At 63.6% G+C, this 15,388-nt stretch carries 16 protein-coding genes and 1 tRNA gene; 9 read left to right on the plus strand and 8 right to left on the minus strand.

The genetic code is table 11. From position 1 onward, the window contains the following. Positions 1 to 92 precede the first annotated feature (92 nt). The 3 genes from QK290_RS14410 to QK290_RS14420 form a co-directional block, all read right to left on the minus strand. Complete coding sequence (locus QK290_RS14410; protein WP_282331329.1) at positions 93 to 1,205, minus strand: FUSC family protein; 1,113 nt, start codon at positions 1,203 to 1,205, stop codon at positions 93 to 95. 307 nt (positions 1,206 to 1,512) lie between these two features. Then, on the minus strand, positions 1,513 to 2,598 hold the full coding sequence (locus QK290_RS14415) for a glutathione S-transferase C-terminal domain-containing protein (RefSeq protein ID WP_282331371.1): 1,086 nt from the start codon (positions 2,596 to 2,598) through the stop codon (positions 1,513 to 1,515). 55 nt (positions 2,599 to 2,653) lie between these two features. After that, positions 2,654 to 3,388 carry a M50 family metallopeptidase gene (locus QK290_RS14420; protein ID WP_282331372.1) on the minus strand — a complete coding sequence of 245 codons (735 nt, stop codon included), beginning with the start codon at positions 3,386 to 3,388 and terminating at the stop codon, positions 2,654 to 2,656. 125 nt (positions 3,389 to 3,513) lie between these two features. Here QK290_RS14420 and QK290_RS14425 point away from each other — a divergent pair, with 125 nt between their 5' ends. Then, positions 3,514 to 3,978: a GatB/YqeY domain-containing protein gene (locus tag QK290_RS14425; protein ID WP_282331330.1), complete on the plus strand. Its 465-nt coding sequence runs from the start codon at positions 3,514 to 3,516 to the stop codon at positions 3,976 to 3,978. Positions 3,979 to 4,089: 111 nt separating this feature from the next. Here QK290_RS14425 and QK290_RS14430 read toward each other — a convergent pair whose 3' ends face one another. Both QK290_RS14430 and QK290_RS14435 read right to left on the minus strand, forming a co-directional pair. After that, positions 4,090 to 4,392: a DUF4193 domain-containing protein gene (locus tag QK290_RS14430; protein ID WP_056339942.1), complete on the minus strand. Its 303-nt coding sequence runs from the start codon at positions 4,390 to 4,392 to the stop codon at positions 4,090 to 4,092. A 351-nt stretch (positions 4,393 to 4,743) separates the two neighbouring features. Further along, positions 4,744 to 4,826 (minus strand) — tRNA-Leu (locus tag QK290_RS14435). Between the two features lie 172 nt (positions 4,827 to 4,998). On the opposite strand from QK290_RS14435, the gene QK290_RS14440 reads away from it, so the two are divergent. Then, on the plus strand, positions 4,999 to 6,303 hold the full coding sequence (locus tag QK290_RS14440) for a M20/M25/M40 family metallo-hydrolase (RefSeq protein ID WP_282331331.1): 1,305 nt from the start codon (positions 4,999 to 5,001) through the stop codon (positions 6,301 to 6,303). 12 nt (positions 6,304 to 6,315) lie between these two features. Then, positions 6,316 to 7,476: an acyl-CoA dehydrogenase family protein gene (locus QK290_RS14445; RefSeq protein WP_282331332.1), complete on the plus strand. Its 1,161-nt coding sequence runs from the start codon at positions 6,316 to 6,318 to the stop codon at positions 7,474 to 7,476. Between the two features lie 23 nt (positions 7,477 to 7,499). Here QK290_RS14445 and QK290_RS14450 read toward each other — a convergent pair whose 3' ends face one another. Then, complete coding sequence (locus QK290_RS14450; protein WP_056339951.1) at positions 7,500 to 7,733, minus strand: DUF5703 family protein; 234 nt, start codon at positions 7,731 to 7,733, stop codon at positions 7,500 to 7,502. Between the two features lie 39 nt (positions 7,734 to 7,772). Between QK290_RS14450 and QK290_RS14455 the strand changes: the two genes are divergently transcribed. After that, the gene (locus QK290_RS14455; RefSeq protein WP_282331333.1) at positions 7,773 to 8,039 is read left to right on the plus strand and encodes a hypothetical protein; all 267 of its coding nucleotides are present in this window, start codon (positions 7,773 to 7,775) and stop codon (positions 8,037 to 8,039) included. A 56-nt stretch (positions 8,040 to 8,095) separates the two neighbouring features. Here QK290_RS14455 and QK290_RS14460 read toward each other — a convergent pair whose 3' ends face one another. After that, positions 8,096 to 9,031 (minus strand): aldo/keto reductase, encoded by a 936-nt coding sequence (locus tag QK290_RS14460; RefSeq protein WP_282331334.1) that lies wholly within the window; start codon positions 9,029 to 9,031, stop codon positions 8,096 to 8,098. Between the two features lie 50 nt (positions 9,032 to 9,081). On the opposite strand from QK290_RS14460, the gene QK290_RS14465 reads away from it, so the two are divergent. After that, a complete protein-coding gene (locus tag QK290_RS14465) occupies positions 9,082 to 9,915 on the plus strand; it encodes an undecaprenyl-diphosphate phosphatase (protein WP_282331335.1) in 834 nt (277 codons plus the stop codon). 15 nt (positions 9,916 to 9,930) lie between these two features. Then, the gene (gene mshC, locus QK290_RS14470; RefSeq protein ID WP_282331336.1) at positions 9,931 to 11,208 is read left to right on the plus strand and encodes a cysteine--1-D-myo-inosityl 2-amino-2-deoxy-alpha-D-glucopyranoside ligase; all 1,278 of its coding nucleotides are present in this window, start codon (positions 9,931 to 9,933) and stop codon (positions 11,206 to 11,208) included. Here mshC and QK290_RS14475 read toward each other — a convergent pair. Beyond that, a complete protein-coding gene (locus QK290_RS14475; RefSeq protein WP_282331337.1) occupies positions 11,205 to 12,110 on the minus strand; it encodes a PAC2 family protein in 906 nt (301 codons plus the stop codon). The genes mshC and QK290_RS14475 overlap by 4 nt on opposite strands. 150 nt (positions 12,111 to 12,260) lie before the next feature. On the opposite strand from QK290_RS14475, the gene QK290_RS14480 reads away from it, so the two are divergent. From QK290_RS14480 to QK290_RS14490, 3 genes are all read left to right on the plus strand, one after another. Next, entirely contained in the window at positions 12,261 to 12,998 is a 738-nt protein-coding gene (locus QK290_RS14480; RefSeq protein WP_282331338.1) for an HAD family phosphatase, read from the plus strand. Continuing rightward, entirely contained in the window at positions 12,995 to 14,161 is a 1,167-nt protein-coding gene (locus QK290_RS14485) for a site-2 protease family protein (protein WP_282331339.1), read from the plus strand. Before QK290_RS14480 ends, QK290_RS14485 begins: the two co-directional genes overlap by 4 nt. A gap of 114 nt (positions 14,162 to 14,275) precedes the next feature. Beyond that, positions 14,276 to 15,337 carry a tRNA (adenine-N1)-methyltransferase gene (locus QK290_RS14490; protein ID WP_282331340.1) on the plus strand — a complete coding sequence of 354 codons (1,062 nt, stop codon included), beginning with the start codon at positions 14,276 to 14,278 and terminating at the stop codon, positions 15,335 to 15,337. Positions 15,338 to 15,388 lie beyond the last annotated feature (51 nt).

Genomic DNA, 15,388 nt, shown 5'->3' on the forward strand with positions numbered 1-15,388 from the left:
AGTGTTCAATTCGGGGTTCACATACTGGGTTTAACACTCTCCGCCTGACTTTAAAAGCCTCCACACCGACCAAGCCAATCGGAATTACTCATCTAGGACGCCGGCCGCACGGCCCGGAGAACCCGGTGGAGGCTCAGAAGGATGGACTCGGAGGCTGTTACCGTCGAATCTTCCTGGACCCGCTCCGCAACCGTTGCCATACCGGCCTCCACCGCCGACTTTGCGGCAGCGAACAGCCGCCGCTGGTCTGCTTCATCCTCACCGTCGAACGAGGCCAGGAGTTCGCCGGTGGCGGTCATGGCCGCGGCCAGGGGCGCACTGTCGTTGAAAGGCACCGTGTATGGTGCCTCGTCCGTCCAGATGACATCGGACAGGACTTCTGTCATGTCCTGGATGTGGAATGTCACCCGCTCCAGATCGCGAAGGTTGCGGTAGTCGAGATCCACATCGCGAGGATGGAGCCGGCGGCGCGGATTGGCGCGGCGGCTCGCGTCAGCCTCCCGCACGAGATGGCGGACCGTGCTGGCTGCTTCGGCCAGCTCGGTCGACCGGCGGGACCAGTCCTCATGCTCGGGAGGCCACTTTTCAGTCAGGGCCGTTCCCATGTCAGTCAGTTGCCGCCCGAGGGCCAGCCGGAGTTTGCCCAGGCTGGTGGCCGCCGCGTTGAAGTGTAGGGGAGGAAAGACCAGGAAGTTGACGGCGATGCCCACCGAAACGCCGACACCCATCTGGATGAGGTAGCCATAGGAAAAGTCTTCCCGGTTGCTTCCGCCCACGAGAAGAACCAGCAGCGCCGCCGTCGGAATCCAATCGCTGCCGGAGCCAATCCCGGGGAGGCCGCCGAGGAGCACGCCGATTCCCATCAGCACCGCTACAGTCAGCGGTGACGGATCACCAACAATGACGAGGGCAAATGCGAGCCCAATACCGAGAGCAAGGCCCACCAGCGCCTGGAGTCCTTGTCGGAATGATCCGGCCACGTTGTGGTACATCGACACCAGCGCCCCAAGCGGCGCGTAGTACGGATACTCGGCAGCGGATCCTGGCATCAAGGGAGCAATGGCAAAAGCCAGGCCGGCGGCGAGAGCCGCCTTCGCGGCCAACTGCAGCCGCTGTAGCGTGAATGCGGACGAGAGCCCCGCCAGCGAACTCTTTAGGTGGCGGGATCCAGCGGCGGGCCGGTGTTGCGCTTGAGTGTCACCCATCGGACTTACATTAGGTGCAGACGTTTGCTACCACAATCCCGACGCCGGCCGCCGGAACTCCGCAGCCAGCCGATGCGCTTTGCCCTCCGTGCGTCCGTCCTCCGACTGCAGTGGGAGATGGCCAAAGCCAAGACCATACGCGGGATCGGCGAACCCCAGCGCAGCGCGCCTGCTCCTGCAGGGGATCGACGTCGTAGAGGACAACGCGCCGGCGGAGGTCCTCCATCATGATGCCGATGGTGAGGGCGTGGTGGCCGAAGCAGTTGCCGGGACTCCAGGCCGGACTCTCCCGGGCCAGCCGAACGGGCTAATATGCGCCTTCCTGATGCTGCCCTGCTCCGTGCCCGGGAGTGACCTCTTCGCCGGGACGCACTGGCCCCGGTGGGGTGCCGTCGCCGAATGGGCGGCCTCCCAGCGCTTGCCTGGCGTGTGGCTCCAGCCAGCAGGACAGATCGGGGCCTTGCGGTACGATCCCGGTGGGGTTGATGTCCTCGTGGACGACGTAATAGTGCTGCTTGATCTGGACGAAGTCGATTGTGTCGCCGAAGCCGGGAGTCTGGAAGAGGTCCCGCGCGTAGCCCCAGAGGGCCGGTAGTTCAGTTAACTTTTGCCGGTTGCACTTAAAATGCCCGTGGTACACGGCATCGAACCTGGCCAAGGTGGTGAAGAGCCGCACGTCGGCGTCGGTGATGGTATCGCCCACGAGGTACCGCTGTCCGGTGAGGTGTTCTTCGAGCCAGTCCAGCGCAGTCCACAGGCGGGAATGGGCCGAGTCGTAGGCCTCCTGCGAGCCTGCAAACCCGCAGCGGTAGACGCCGTTGTTAATCTCGGTGAAGACGCGCTTGTTGACGGCGTCAATTTCAGCGCGGAGGTGTTCGGGGTAAAGGTCAGGCGCGCCGACCCTATGGAAGCGGGTCCATTCGGTGGCGAAGTCCAGAGTGATCTGGGGGAAGTTGTTGGTGACCACCGCGCCACTGGCAACATCCACGATGGCTGGCACCGTAATGCCACGAGGGTAGTCCGGAAAGCGCCGAAAATAAGCGCTCTGGATGCGCTCGATGCCTAGGACCGGGTCCACCCCACCCGGATCGAGGTCAAAGGTCCAAGACCGTGCATCGTGGGTAGGGCCGGGCTGGCCAAGGGAGAGGGCATCCTCCAACCCAAGGAGCCTCCGCACAATCACGGTCCGGTTCGCCCAGGGGCATGCCCTCGCCGCAATCAGCCGGTACCGCCCGGCTTCGACAGGCCACCCCGGCTCGCCGTTGAGGCCGGGGCGGCCGTCGCGGGTGATCCGGTCCTCGATGTAGTTCGTGTCCCGGTTGAACTCCGCACCGCCGGTCACATATGCGCCCCGCGTGCTGTGGCTGGCGCCGGAGTCCGTGCCGTCGGCCACAGCTGCGATCACGGCTGGTTGCGCTCTCGACGATTCCTGGTTCATACGGACCAGCTTAGCTAGCAGTGCTCAGGATTACCGAAATAGGCTGCCAGGCGACTATCCACGACCCTGCAATTACGGCTACAAACAGCGCGATCCAGACACCGGATGGGATCGACGTTGCCCGGTACAGCAGATACGCATCGGAACTGGCCAGCCTGTCACGGCGCCGCAGGTGCACATTGGTCAGCTTTGCCAAGTCCCGAACGGCGGCCACCAGCAACGCCATGCCAAGAACGATTGCAATGTGGCCGGTGAAGTGGCTCGGCACAACAGTAACCAGCAGCCCGCCTCCTACGACGGCGAGGCCCGTAATCAGCAGCCCCGCGACGTTTCGGATGAACACGAGCGAGACCAGAAGGATCAGGGTTCCTGTGGCCAGTGCCGCCGGACCCCAGCCGGCGAAACCGGAGATGACCAGAGCAGCGCCGGTCAGGGCAGGAACTGGATACCCCCAGAATCCCGACCAGACGGCCGCGGCCCGGCCGCGGCTGTAACTGGTAGTTGTGCCTGAGTGGTCCAAGCGGAGCCGGATACCGCCCAGTCGTTGGCCGCTCATGACGGCGGCGAAGGCATGGCCCAGTTCGTGCGTAGCGGTGGCCAGGAGTCCAAAGTACTTCCAAGTGGCCCGGGGGATGGACAGTGCCGTTGCCAAAGCCAACACCACAGCCAGTTCGGCCACCGTGACCTGGGGGATGGCGGCACGGCTGAAGGCTTCAATGATCCGCTGCCACACTTGATCAGGAATCAAGGTCGTTCCCCACCGGGCGGGGAGTAGTGATTGTCAGCCATAGCACTCTACGGTACTAGAGGGATGGTTCACCGCCGTCTCCTGCCCTGTCGCTTGGGGCGCTCAACGAATCGAGGAATGCCGTGACCACTTTGAAGGAACGCCTGCACGCAGATGTTGTGGTGCATATGAAGGAGCGCAACAAAACCGCACTGACAACGGTGCGCAACATCCTGGGCGAGATCGAAACACGGGAGAAGTCGGGAAAGGCGCCTATTATCCTGGACGACGCCCAAGTGACCTCGTTGTTACAGAAAGAGGCTGCAAAACGACGTGACACAGCGAGGATCTACATAGACGCCAGCGAATCCGAGCGCGCGGCGGCTGAGATCGCCGAGGCGGAAGTTATTGAGGCCTACCTTCCCCAGCCCCTGACGGCGGCTGAAGTCGAGGCCATTATTGATGCGACCATCGATGCGCTGCGGAATGAAGGCATGGAGCCCGGGATGCGTCAGCTGGGCGCCGTGATGAAGCCCGTCACAGCCAAAGTCGCCGGGCGCTTCGACGGCAAGGCCGTCAGCGAGATCGTACGCAGCCGCCTCAGCTGAGCCATCAGACCGTCCTGGCAACGGGAAAGGCACGCCTACTGAACGTGGGCGTGCCTCAACTTCCTGCTGGCGGAACTCTGCCGCCACGGAATAGTATCCGGTGTTTTTGACTCAGCCTTCGCAATCAGTGCAGTAGCTGTGTCCGTCTTTCTGCCGCGCAATCTGGGATCGGTGCCGTACCAGGAAGCAGGAGTAGCACGTGAACTCGTCCTCAGCCTGCGGAATAACCTGCACGACCAATTCCTCGGCAACGAACTCGCCCCCGGGAACGCCGGCGCCATCCAGCCCGTCGGCCTCATCGAGCTCGAGGACGACACTGCGGGCGTCCGGTGCATTGGCGGACTGCAGTGCCTCGAGTGAGTTGTCCTGCGACTCCTTGACGTCGGAGCGAAGTTCGTCGTAATCGGTTGCCACTTAGGTGTATCTCTTTTCTTTGGTTCGTCTGTCGCGTATGCAACGTACAGCATCCGGCGGGTATTCCCCAATAGCCTGGCAAGAAAATTTCTCTGCAGAGCGTATATTTCCCAGCCGACACCAGCTGGGATCGGTGTCGGGTGACGTTGGGCACCCTGGTGCTCCGGATAGAAAAAACCAGTAGCCACGTCCAAGCCAGGCAAGTATGACCCTCCAGCCAACCGGCCCGTGGTGAAGGGCGACTTCAAGGGGGCCAGCCGGCGGGGTTGGCTTCACGGCCCCAGCCCAGGCCCTGGACCGAAAACAGAAAAAAACCCTTGGAATCCTTAGATTCCAAGGGTTTTTCCCTTGTGCGCGGAGGGGGACTTGAACCCCCACCCCCTTTCGAGGACTAGCACCTCAAGCTAGCGCGTCTGCCATTCCGCCACCCGCGCAGGTGGTAATTCGGACAACGTTCACGCCTTTCAGCGTTTCGCTTTTCTCCGAAGCAGCGAGAAAAACTCTAACACGAACTTTCCGGAATCATGGAATCGGGACTGATGGGTAGGCTGAAGGAACACGAGAACGCAGGTTGTTTGCAGCCTTTCCACTGTCCTAGGAGTTTCTATGTCTGACATCCGTGCCGAGGATGAAGTTGTCCGGATCTGCCAGGAGCTCATCCGCATCGATACATCGAACTACGGTGACGGTTCGGGGCCGGGGGAGCGGGTGGCCGCCGAGTACACAGCCGGGCTGATCGAGGAAGTGGGCCTCGCCGCCGAGATTTTCGAGTCGGCGCCGGGACGGGCAAGCGTTGTCACCCGGATGGCCGGTGAAGATCCGTCCGCCAGTGCGCTGGTAGTTCACGGGCACCTAGATGTGGTTCCCGCCTTGCGTGAGCAGTGGTCAGTTGATCCCTTTGGTGCAGAACTCAAGGATGGACTCATCTGGGGCCGCGGCGCCGTGGACATGAAGGACATGGACGCCATGATCCTTGCTGTGATGCGGGATTTGGCCAGATCCGGGCGCAAGCCCAAGCGCGACATAATTTTTGCCTTCTTCGCCGACGAGGAAGCCGGCGGTGAGTACGGTGCCCGCTACGCGGTCGAGAAGCGGCCCGAGCTCTTCGAAGGCGCCACCGAGGCCATCTCGGAGGTAGGCGGATTCTCGGCAACCATCGGCGGGCAGCGCACGTACCTCCTGCAGACGGCCGAGAAGGGCATCTCATGGCTACGCCTGGTGGCGCACGGCCGGGCAGGCCACGGCTCCCAGATCAACACGGACAACGCTGTCACCAGGCTGGCTGCTGCGGTAACCCGGATCGGTGAGTACAAGTGGCCGATTGAGCTGACGCCCACCACACGGCAGTTCCTGGACGGCGTGACCGAACTCACAGGGGTGGAGTTCGATCCCGACAATCCGGATCGCCTGCTGGACCAACTCGGAACGGTGGCCCGCTTTGTGGGTGCAACCCTGCAGAACACCACCAACCCCACGCTGCTCAAGGGCGGCTACAAGCACAACGTCATCCCGGAATCGGCTGAGGCCCTGGTGGACTGCCGGACGCTCCCGGGCCAACAGGACCACGTCCTGGAGATCGTGCGCGAGCTTGCCGGTTCCGGTGTCGCCGTCAGCTACGTGCACAGCGACGTCTCGCTTGAGGTCCCGTTCGCCGGAAACCTGGTGGATTCCATGATCGACGCCCTGCACACCGAGGATCCGGGGGCGAAAGTGCTTCCCTACACGCTCTCCGGCGGCACGGACAACAAATCATTGAGCCGGCTCGGCATCACCGGCTACGGCTTCGCTCCCCTCCAGCTGCCCGATGATCTCGATTTCACCGGGATGTTCCACGGTGTGGACGAGCGGGTTCCGGTGGATTCGCTGAAGTTCGGCGCCCGGGTGCTCAACACGCTCCTCACCAATTACTGAGCCGGCCCGGACGTGACGCCCGAGGAAATCCTTCCGGAGCCGCTGCTCGGGGCCATCCGTGGCCGGGCTGCGGGCTACGACCTAAACAACACCTTCTTCTTTGAAGACCTTGAGGAGCTGACCGCCGCCGGCTACCTCAAGCTCTTTGTGCCAGCGTCCGACGGCGGCCTGGGGCTTGGGCTGGAGGCGGCAGCACAGTGCCAGCGGCGGCTGGCTACGGCTGCCCCAGCCACCGCTTTGGCCATCAACATGCATCTGGTCTGGACCGGCGTCGCCCATGTCCTTGCCGCCAGGGGCGACCATTCCCTTGACTTCGTCCTTCAGGAGACGGCGCGCGGCGAGATCTATGCCTTCGGCAATTCCGAAGCCGGCAACGACTCAGTCCTCTTTGATTCAAAAACTGCAGCCTCGCCCTTGCCGGGCGGCGGGTACAGCTTCACGGGTACCAAGATCTTCACCAGCCTCTCGCCTGCCTGGACGCGGCTGGGTATCTTCGGCAAGGACACACTCGCCAGGGGAGGCGAAGGCGAACTGGTGCACGGATTCATCACCCGGGCGGCCGAGGGCTACTCCATCCTGGACGACTGGAACACCCTGGGTATGCGGGCCAGCCAGTCAAACACCACCGTCCTGGACGGCGTCGAGGTCCCGCCCGAGCGGATCTTCCGCAAACTCCCCGTGGGACCCAACAACGATCCGCTGATTTTCGCCATTTTCGCCTGCTTCGAGTCATTGCTGGCCGCCGTCTACACCGGAATCGGCGAACGTGCGCTGAACGTGGGTGTTGAGGCTGTCAAGCGCCGGACGTCGTTCAAGACTGCCGGCCGAAGCTATGCGCAGGATCCGGACATCCGCTGGAAGGTCGCGGAGGGCGCCATGGCCATGGATATCCTCTACCCCCAACTGCTGACCGTCACCCGCGATGTGGATGCCGTGGTTGAGCACGGGCAGCAGTGGTTTCCGAAACTTGTGGGGCTGAAGGTCAACGCAACTGAAACGGCCCGCCGCGTTGTGGACCTGGCCATCAGGGTAAGTGGCGGCTCCAGTTACTTTCGTGGGTCGGAGCTTGAGCGCCTGTACCGGGACGTGCTGGCCGGGATGTTCCATCCATCAGACGATGAGTCGGCGCACAACACCGTGGCGAACGCGTGGCTGGGTCCGTTGGAGGACTGAAAAGGCCGCTGGCCTGTTAGTCCCTACACGGTCCGCTGAACCTGCATCACCCGGCGGCGCAGCCAGAAGCGCCTGCCGCCGCCCAGATACAGCTTGCTGCGTTCCAGCTCCCACTTGCCGTACTCGGAATGCTCCACGAGCCGGCGCCTGGCGTCAGGCAGGGAATCGTCAGGGCTGACCGTCAGCACGAGGTACTCGTACTGCCTCAGAATGTCCCGTTCCCGCTGGACCGAGCTGGTGAGAAAATGTTCCTTCATTGCTCTCCATTTTCGTCCTTTTCCGGCTAACGTGAAGTCATGAGCATCGATCCGCGTGTCGCGCTTCAGTCCTTGACAACCGCCTTGGAAGAACACCTTATAGCAGCATCCAACCGGCGTGGCGATGGCGATCCCTCGGTTGAAGCGGCTTTTTTTGCGGTCGCGGATGCGTTCGAAGTCTACGAAGACGCACTCTACGAGGCTTACAGCGAAGTTACACCCCTTCAGGTCTTCGATGATGAAGAAGATGAGGACGATGAAGCCGGCATCGACGACGACGAAGACCTGGAAATCGTCCAGGACTAAGAACACCACGCCGCCGGAGCGGGCACCACCCCAACACTGCGGCCCTGAACGGCGTGTCAGCCGGGCAGGGAAACGTCTTCAAGGGCGCGGGCGATTTCGGGCGGCAGCCGGGTCAGTTGCGCGGCCATGATTTCTTTCGCCTGCACGGGAGTCCGGGGCCCGATGATGGCTGTTGCCACACCATGTTGGGACAACAGCCAGCTCAGCGAAACATCCAGCGGCGTCCGGGCCAGGCCCTTGGCCGCCATGGCTACGGCTTCCACCACGCTGGACGGCTGCGCCTCCAGATATGGCTCCACGTAGGGCGCTGAGTCTGTCCTGGCCGCCCGGGAATCGCCGGGGATGGCGCCGCGGTACTTGCCAGTCAGGACGCCGCGTCCCAGCGGCGCCCAGGCCATCAGCCCCAGGCCGGCATCTTCGACGGCGGGAATCAGTTCCGCTTCCGCCTTTCGCTGCAGGAGTGAATATTCAGCCTGCGCGGCTACGAGCGGAAACCCGGCCACCGCCACTGCCTTGGCGCTTTGCCACCCGTTGAAGTTTGAGATTCCCGCGTAGCGGGCACGTCCGCTACGGAGCGCGAATTCAAGCGCGGACAGGGTCTCCTCCAGCGGGACGTTGCCGTCCCATGCCTGGGCAAACCAAATATCCACGTAGTCAGTCCCGAGCCTCGCCAAGCTGGCATCCAGGCCGGAGAGCATCGCGTTGCGCGACGTGTCCACCGTGCGACGGCCGTCCGACGTCGTCATCCCCGCTTTAGTGGAAATGCAGACTTCGGTGCGGGAGACAAGGTCGCCGAGGAGGGATCCGATCATCGCCTCTGCACGGCCATCGGCATATGACGCCGCTGTATCTATGAGTTTTCCGCCACCATCGATAAATGTCCGCAATATCTCCGAGGCGTCCTGTTCGTCGGTATCGCCGGACCAGGACATGGTGCCGAGGGAAAGGGCGGAGACTCGCAATCCACTGTTGCCGACGTAACGCTGCTGCATAGCTGCAAGCTTACGGGGAATCAAGGGAGTCAATGACGTAGGGTCTTAGCGTGAACTGGTTTGAGGCGGCCCTGCTGGGCCTAGTGCAGGGACTGACCGAATTTCTACCGATTTCATCGAGCGCGCACCTGCGGATTGTGGGACAGTTCCTGCCCAACGCATCCGATCCCGGGGCCGCGTTTACCGCTATCACCCAACTGGGTACTGAAACGGCGGTGGTGATCTATTTCTGGCGTGACATCGTGCGGATCGTCAGGTCGTGGACGGCATCTCTGACCGGAAAAGTCTCACGGCAGGACCCGGACGCCCGCATGGGCTGGCTGGTGATTTTGGGCAGCCTCCCCATCATCGTGCTTGGTCTGCTGTTCCAGGACCAGATTGAGTCGGTACTGAGGAGCCTGTGGCTGGTAGCCACCATGCTGATCGTCTTTGGGCTCTTCCTGGCCGTGGCCGACGCCATCGGAAAGCAGGACCGCGACCTCACCCAGCTCACCTACAAGCACGGCATTATGTACGGCTTCGCCCAGGCACTGGCGCTTATTCCCGGGGTGTCGCGATCCGGCGGCACCATCACCGCGGGTCTCCTGATGGGTTACACCCGTGAAGCCGCCGCACGGTATTCGTTCCTCCTGGCGATCCCGGCGGTGTTCGGCAGCGGCCTTTACCAGCTGTACAAAGTGGTCTCCAAGGATGGCATCACCGGCCCGTATGGCCTGCCGGAGACGGCGCTGGCCACCGTCATCGCCCTGGTGGTGGGTTACGTGATCATCGGCTGGTTCCTCAAGTTTATTTCCACCCGCAGCTACCGGCTCTTCGTCTGGTACCGGATTTTCCTGGGCCTGGCCCTGTATCTTTTGCTCGGTTTCAATGTCATCAGTGCCTAGCCGTAGGCTTAGGCTGTGAAATCCTGGACCTCCCGCCCTGTCCCTGCGCTGCCCGGCGCCATGCCTGCCATCCGGCTGTTCGACACGGCAAAGGGGAGTGAAGTCACACTCCGGGCCACGGGAGAGCAATCCATGTACGTCTGCGGGATCACTCCCTATGACGCAACCCACATGGGCCATGCGGCCAGCTACGTGGCCTTTGACCTGCTGAACAGGGCCTGGCGTGACGCCGGCCAGCAGGTTTCCTACGTCCAGAACGTCACCGACGTCGACGACCCCCTGCTGGACCGCGCGACTGCCACCGGTGTGGACTGGCAGGACCTGGCCGCGAGCCAGATTGAACTCTTCCAGACCGATATGGAAGCCCTGAATGTCCTCTCGCCGGACCACTACGTGGGTGCCGTTGAGTCCGTTGACATGATTGTTCCGGCCATCGAACGGCTGGTTCGCCTTGGGCTGGCCTACCGTGTGCCCGGAACCGCCGGGGAGCCCGACGGCGACGTCTACTACGACGTTGAAGCTGCCGGCAAGCAGACGGTCGCCCTCGACGCCTGGACCCTGGGCTCGATCTCCCACCTTGGCGAAGCCGAAATGCTTGAACTGTTCGCCGAACGCGGCGGCGACCCAGGCAGGGCCGGCAAGCGGCAGGCGCTGGACCCCCTGCTCTGGCGCGTTGCCCGCGACGGCGAGCCCAGCTGGCCCGGCGGCGAGCTGGGCCAGGGCAGGCCTGGCTGGCACATCGAGTGCACGGTCATCGCCCAGCGCTACCTGCCGGCTCCATTCACTGTCCAGGGCGGCGGTTCGGACCTCATCTTCCCCCATCACGAGATGGGTGCCGGTCACGCATATTCCCTCGCCGAAGTGCCGCTGGCCCAGCACTATGCCCACGCGGGCATGGTGGGCCTGGACGGCGAGAAGATGAGCAAATCCAAGGGCAACCTGGTCCTGGTCTCCAAACTTCGGGCCGCAGGAGAAGATCCGGCCGCCATCCGGTTGGCCATCCTGGCCCACCATTACCGTTCAGACTGGTCCTGGACCGCGGACGGCTTTAAGGCTGCGAAGGACCGGCTGGCCGCTTGGCGCCGCGCACTTGCCACCGCGCCGGAAGGATCGGCGTCCGGTCTGATCACCGGGATGCGGTCCGCCCTTGCCGCCGACCTGAACGCACCGGCCGCCCTGGAAGCTATCGACCGCTGGGCCGTCGCGGCGGACTCCGCCTCGGCAGCGGGCAGCCAGCATGATCAGGCGCTGGTCAGTGACGCGCTGGACGCCCTGCTCGGGGTCGTGCTTTAGGGCTTGTCCCGTCCACGCCGTTTGAGGTAGCGCTCAAACTCGCGCGCGATGGATTCCCCGCTCGCCTCGGGAAGATCGGCAGTATCTTTTGCCTCTTCAAGCTGCCGCACGTAGGCGGCGATCTCCGGGTCCTCAGTAGCCAGCTCATCGACGCCACGTTCCCACGCAGCGGCCTCCTCGGCCAGTTCGTGGGTGTCCAGCGGGACCTGGATCAGCTCCTCGACGCGGTGCAGGAGAGCCAGCTGCGCCTTGGGTGACGGGGCCTGTGCCACGTAATGTGGGACGGCTGCCCACAGGGAAACGGTGGGAAGGCCGGCCAGCAGCGACACTTCGGACAGCACTCCGACGATGCCGACGGGACCCTCATACTGGGACGCTTCAAGGTTGAGGCGCTCCCGCAACACGGCATCGTCCGAGGATGTGCTGACAGGAATCGGCCGGCTGTGCGGAACGTCTGCCAGAAGGGCGCCCACCAAGACCACGTAGTCCACCTTCAGTGCCTCTGCGTGGACCAGCAGCTCGGCCGTGTACGCGCGCCACTTGTAGGACGGCTCGATGCCCTGCACGAAAATGACGTCCACATTCGAATCCGGCGCACTGGCTTTGTAGATTCGCGTCGACGGCCACTTGATCTTGCGTTCCCCCGAGGCGTTCCGGCGGACCGTGGGACGGGTGAACTGAAAATCGTAGTATTCGTCCGCGTCAATGGACGCGATCTTCTTGCCGCCCCAGACCCGGTTCAGGTAGCGCAACGAGTCACTCGCGGCTTCCCCTGCATCGTTCCAGCCTTCAAATGCGGCCAGCATCACAGTAATGCGCTCCCCGTCCGCCACTGGCAGCAGGAACTGCTCCGGTTCAGGTGCGGCACCCGGTTCCGTGGTGTCTCCGATGAAGCTATTCATCCCATCACCCTACGTCCAAGAACCGGCCGGATGCATCGAATGAAGGGCCAGAAAGTGCGCCAGCGCGCGCGTGCGCCTGACAGAAATGCCAATATTCGCCGAGGGCGTATCCACCGGCTGGCGTTCAGGTGCGCCCCTTAGACTGGGATCATGCGACCCGTACCCCCCGTTTCCCCGCTCCGAGCCGTTCTTTGGGATATGGACGGCACCATTGTGGACACGGAGCGCTACTGGATTGCTGCCGAGCATGCCCTTGTGGAAGCCCACGGCGGCTCCTGGTCGCATGAGCAGGCCATGCAGCTGGTGGGACAGTCACTGACGTTTTCAGCCGGAATCCTGCAGGCGGCCGGCGTCCGGCTGGAGCGCCGGGAGATTATCGACACGCTGACCGCAGCGGTCATCAGGAGCGTTCAGCGCGTGGTTCCCTGGCGTCCCGGGGCCAGGGAACTGCTGGATGACCTGCACCGCGCCGGCGTGCGGTGTGCGCTGGTGACCATGTCGGAGGAGCCGTTGGCCCGCGAAATCGTGGAAAGCCTGCCCAAGCCCTACTTCGAATTCCTGGTCACTGGGGACACCGTAACCCAGGGCAAACCGCACCCGGAAGCGTACCTGAAGGCAGTGGAGCTGCTTCAGGAAGCGGACCCGGATCTGACCGTGGATCACTGCGTCGCACTGGAGGATTCGGCGCCGGGAGTGGCTGCGGCGGTGGCCTCCGGCGTAGCCACTGTGGCCATTCCGCACATCGCCCCGATTCCCGAAGATTCCAGGCACACCATTTGGGAATCCTTGGCCGGCCGCACCGTTTCCGAGCTGGAGACCATCGCTGCGGACAGCCTGGCCGCCGCAGCGGCCGGGTCCGCCGTTCCTGTTATAGGGAGCCCATCATGAGTTCCACGCCCGCTCCCGCCCGCCGCGAGGGAATAACGCTCGGCAGGATCGCCGGAATCCCGGTCATTCTTGCCTACTCGTGGTTTGTGATCGCCGCCTTTACCGTCATTGTGTACGGGCCTCTGCTGCTGGAGCAGAATCCGGCACTGGGCATCTCCGCCTACTACATGGCGTTCGCTTACGCCCTGTTACTCCTGATCTCCGTCCTGGTACACGAACTGGCGCACGCCCTTACGGCCAAGATCTACGGCTGGCCCACGCAGAAAATCGTGTTGAATCTCTGGGGCGGCCACACCCAGTTTGAGAATTTCACCGCGACGCCTGCGCGCTCGGTGATTGTGGCCCTGGCAGGGCCGGCAGCCAACCTGGTCCTCGCCGGCGGTGCCTGGGTGGTAATCTCCACCACCAGCATGGGCACCGTGGCCGGGATCCTCACGAACATCTTTATGTGGGCCAACTTCGTCATCGGCATCTTCAATGTCCTGCCCGGACTCCCGCTGGACGGCGGCAGGATCGTGGAATCCGCCGTGTGGAAAGCAACCGGAAGCCAGGCCAAAGGCACCGTCGCTGCCGGCTGGGCCGGCCGCGTCATCGTGGTGGCGCTGGGCTTCTGGTTCGTGGCCCGGCCGCTGCTGGCCGGTGAGACACCTGATTTCAGCCTCCTGATGATCACCATCCTCGTCGGCGGTTTCCTCTGGATGGGTGCAAGCGCGTCAATCCAGCAGGGCACACTGCGCGGAAGAATGCACCTGGTCAGCGCCGCTGCCCTGGCGGCTCCCGCCGTCGGAATTCCAGCCACCGCCATGGTGGCGGACATCCGCAGGCTGTCACCGGATGGCTCACGGGCCGTGGTGGTCTGCGGCCCGGACGGACGCCCGCAGGGTGTTGTGGACGCCGGTGCCCTCGCCGCGGTTCCTGACTACGCGGCCGGCTCCACGCCTGCCACGGCAGTGTCCTATGCCCTCGCGGCGGGAGCCTACGTGCCTGAATCTTCCCAGGGGCAGGAGCTGATCCAGTACCTTTCCCAGCTTGAGGGTCACGAATATGCAGTGGTGGACCGTCATGGAACGGTCACCGGCCTTCTGGCGCAGAACGTGCTGGTGGCCGCCATCACCGGCAAGGCTGACCGGTCGAATAGGCATCCGCAGGGTCAAAGCCGGTAGAGTTACGTGCCGGCCGTGCATTGCCGCCGCATGGCCGCCCGGAGGCCTGCGCCTCACCCGGGCGGGCCTGTTTCAATGCGTGGCCCCACAGTTTTACAGGAGCGAGGAAAATCCATGAGCAGCGAATCTGTCGCCGAAGCCGCAGCACCAACCACCACCGGTGTTGCCGCCAATGGCGTCCAGCCGGTGGGAGCTGCCCGCCGCCGCGGACCTTTCCGTGAAGGGGAACGGGTCCAGCTGACTGACGAGCGCGGCCGCATGAACACCATCACCCTTGAAAGCGGCGGCGCCTTCCACACGCACCGGGGCTTCCTGAACCACGACGAGATCATCGGAAATGCTGATGGCTCAGTCGTCGTAAACAACGTCGGCCAGCAGTACCAGACCCTGCGCCCGCTCCTCTCGGATTTTGTCCTGTCGATGCCGCGTGGCGCCGCAGTGGTCTACCCGAAGGACGCCGGCCAGATCGTCACCATGGCCGATATTTTCCCGGGCGCCAGGGTTGTTGAAGCCGGCGTTGGCTCGGGCGCGCTGTCCATTTCGCTGCTCCGTGCCGTTGGCGACAACGGCTACCTGCACTCCTTCGAACGCCGTGAGGAATTTGCGGACATTGCCCGCGGGAACGTTGAAACCATCTTTGGCGGCCCGCACCCGGCCTGGAAAATTTCCCTCGGTGACTTCCAGGAGGAAGTAGTCCGCACTGAGGCGCCCGGCTCCGTGGACCGGGTAGTTCTGGACATGCTGGCACCTTGGGAATGCCTCGACGCCGTTGCCACTGTTCTCGCACCCGGCGGCGTCTGGATCAACTACGTGGCCACGGTCACCCAGCTGTCCCGGACCGCCGAGGCCATCAGGGCTGACGGCCGCTTCACCGAACCCGACGCCTGGGAGTCCATGGTCCGCGGCTGGCACCTTGAGGGTCTGGCCGTCCGTCCGGACCACCGCATGGTGGCTCACACCGGCTTCCTGCTGGTCACCCGCAGGCTTGCCGACGGCGTCACCGGGATCTCCGTCAAGCGCCGCCCCTCGAAGACCGGGTTCAACGAAGAAGACGTCAACGCCTGGACACCCGGTGCCGTCGGCGAACGCCTGGTCTCTGACAAAAAGCTCCGCCGCGCCGCGAGGGATGCCATCGCCGGCACCAACGTCAAGGACGAACCGGAGATCACGAACTAGTCCACATTTCGGGAGTCTCCAGCAGTACCCGCCAACTTGGGGCTAAGGTCT

The organism is Pseudarthrobacter sp. AL07 (assembly GCF_029960665.1).
Classification (GTDB): Bacteria; Actinomycetota; Actinomycetes; order Actinomycetales; family Micrococcaceae; genus Arthrobacter.